The organism is Flagellimonas allohymeniacidonis (genome assembly GCF_004296335.1).
GTDB classification, from domain to species: domain Bacteria; phylum Bacteroidota; class Bacteroidia; order Flavobacteriales; family Flavobacteriaceae; genus Flagellimonas; species Flagellimonas allohymeniacidonis.
Genome location: NZ_SGIU01000004.1, coordinates 2501 through 5281 on the forward strand (window position 1 = coordinate 2501; position 2781 = coordinate 5281).

The 2781-nt window shown below is 54.4% G+C and carries 2 tRNA genes and 2 rRNA genes (1 of these 4 running past the window's edge); all 4 read right to left on the bottom strand.

The annotated features are described in order from the left end of the window. Window positions 1-583 (bottom strand): 23S ribosomal RNA (locus EW142_RS16590); it reaches 2241 nt to the left of the window's first position. A gap of 186 nt (window positions 584-769) precedes the next feature. After that, window positions 770-843 (bottom strand) — tRNA-Ala (locus EW142_RS16595). Between the two features lie 90 nt (window positions 844-933). Next, a tRNA-Ile gene (locus tag EW142_RS16600) sits at window positions 934-1007 on the bottom strand. A 92-nt stretch (window positions 1008-1099) separates the two neighbouring features. Continuing rightward, window positions 1100-2623: ribosomal RNA gene (locus tag EW142_RS16605) — 16S ribosomal RNA — on the bottom strand. The 16S and 23S rRNA genes sit together here with 2 tRNA genes alongside, the layout of an rRNA operon. Between the last annotated feature and the right edge of the window lie 158 nt (window positions 2624-2781).

The window sequence follows — 2781 nt, forward strand, 5'->3', positions numbered from 1 at the left end:
CACGCCGTCACCAATAAATTGGCTCCGACCGCTTGTAGGCGTATGGTTTCAGGGTCTGTTTCACTCCCTTGTTCAGGGTTCTTTTCACCTTTCCCTCACGGTACTGGTTCACTATCGGTCTCCCAGGAGTATTTAGCCTTGGCGGATGGTCCCGCCAGATTCACACAGGGTTTCACGTGCCCCGCGCTACTCAGGATACCACTATCCATAACGATCCTTGCCTGTACCGGGCTATCACCGTCTACGGCCTGGCTTTCCAACCAGTTCCAGTTCGTCACGCACGGAATGTCGTGGTCCTACAACCCCAATGTTGCCGGAACAACATTGGTTTGGGCTGTTCCGCTTTCGCTCGCCACTACTCACGGAATCACTCTTGTTTTCTCTTCCTCCGCCTACTTAGATGTTTCAGTTCAGCGGGTTAGCCTCTTTCGATGGCATGCCTTCAACATGCCGGGTTGCCCCATTCGGAGATCCACGGATCAACACTCGTGTGCAGTTCCCCGTGGCTTTTCGCAGCTTATCACGTCCTTCATCGCCTCTGAGAGCCTAGGCATCCCCCATACGCCCTTCTCTTGCTTGTCGCGCCCCACGGCCTAAACCGCGGGAACGCCCTCGTAATCCTTTGTTTCTATTCTACTTCGTGTTTCTTCTTTGACTTCGCTGAACATGCGCAAGGCATGTCCGCTCCGTCCCAATATGTCAATGAACCTGTGGCCAGCCGGCACCGACAAAACAAAAATGTCACGTCGGGCCCACTTTATTGGCCTAGTGGAGAATACCGGAGTCGAACCGGTGGCCTCCTGCGTGCAAGGCAGGCGCTCTAGCCAGCTGAGCTAATTCCCCATGTACCGGTAGTCGGTAATGAGCAGTCAGTAGTTAGACCATAACCACTACTCAACTTCCAGAATTTCCTATTTCAAATGAACTTCCCTGTAGTCTCGGGCAGGCTCGAACTGCCGACCTCTACATTATCAGTGTAGCGCTCTAACCAGCTGAGCTACGAGACTTTCTCAAAATATAATGACATATCGGAAAGACAGCAAGAGAAAAAAAGCCCCTCTGGGCCGGCCCGAACGACGCTCGGGCGTCTCTTCTCTAGAAAGGAGGTGTTCCAGCCGCACCTTCCGGTACGGCTACCTTGTTACGACTTAGCCCTAGTTACCGATTTTGCCCTAGGCCGCTCCTTGCGGTCACGGACTTCAGGCACTCCCGGCTTCCATGGCTTGACGGGCGGTGTGTACAAGGCCCGGGAACGTATTCACCGGATCATGGCTGATATCCGATTACTAGCGATTCCAGCTTCACGGGGTCGAGTTGCAGACCCCGATCCGAACTGTGACCGGCTTTGTAGATCCGCGCCCCCTTGCGGGGTGGCTTCCCTCTGTACCGGCCATTGTAGCACGTGTGTGGCCCAGGACGTAAGGGCCGTGATGATTTGACGTCGTCCCCACCTTCCTCACGGTTTGCACCGGCAGTCCCGTTAGAGTCCCCGACTTGACTCGCTGGCAACTAACGGTAGGGGTTGCGCTCGTTATAGGACTTAACCTGACACCTCACGGCACGAGCTGACGACAACCATGCAGCACCTTGCGGGCGGTCCGAAGAAAGGGACGTCTCTGTCCCATGCAGCCCGCATTTAAGCCCTGGTAAGGTTCCTCGCGTATCATCGAATTAAACCACATGCTCCACCGCTTGTGCGGGCCCCCGTCAATTCCTTTGAGTTTCATTCTTGCGAACGTACTCCCCAGGTGGGATACTTATCACTTTCGCTTGGCCGCCGAGCCCGAGGGCCCGACAGCTAGTATCCATCGTTTACGGCGTGGACTACCGGGGTATCTAATCCCGTTCGCTACCCACGCTTTCGTCCATCAGCGTCAGTACATGGTTGGTCACCTGCCTTCGCGATCGGTGTTCTATGTGATATCTATGCATTTCACCGCTACACCACATGTTCCGGCAACCCCACCATGACTCAAGACCTACAGTATCAAGGGCAGTCCCACGGTTGAGCCGTGGCCTTTCACCCCTGACTTATAGGCCCGCCTACGGACCCTTTAAACCCAATGATTCCGGATAACGCTCGGACCCTCCGTATTACCGCGGCTGCTGGCACGGAGTTAGCCGGTCCTTATTCGTACGGTACCGTCAGACACCTACACGTAGGTGCGTTTCTTCCCGTACAAAAGCAGTTTACAACCCATAGGGCAGTCATCCTGCACGCGGCATGGCTGGATCAACCTTTCGGCCATTGTCCAATATTCCTCACTGCTGCCTCCCGTAGGAGTCTGGTCCGTGTCTCAGTACCAGTGTGGGGGATCCCCCTCTCAGGGCCCCTAACCATCGCTGCCTTGGTAAGCCGTTACCTCACCAACAAGCTAATGGTACGCATGGCCATCCCTGTCCGATAAATCTTTAACCCCTCCACCATGCAGTGGTGGGGTACCATGGGGCATTAATCCAAATTTCTCTGGGCTATTCCCCTGACAGGGGCAGGTTCCATACGCGCTCCGCACCCGTGCGCCACTCGTCAGCGGATTGCAAGCAATCCCTGTTACCGTTCGACTTGCATGTGTTAGGCCTGCCGCTAGCGTTCATCCTGAGCCAGGATCAAACTCTTCATTGTAATGCGTCATATACTTATAACGCCCAATCATTGTCGATCTGCCCGGCACCAAAATGGTCTTTCTTTCTCTTTGTTTACGCTGTCTATACCAATATGTTCAATGAACTTCTCTCAAAAAAGAAACCCCTATAGGGCCCCTTTTTATCCCGCAATCATCC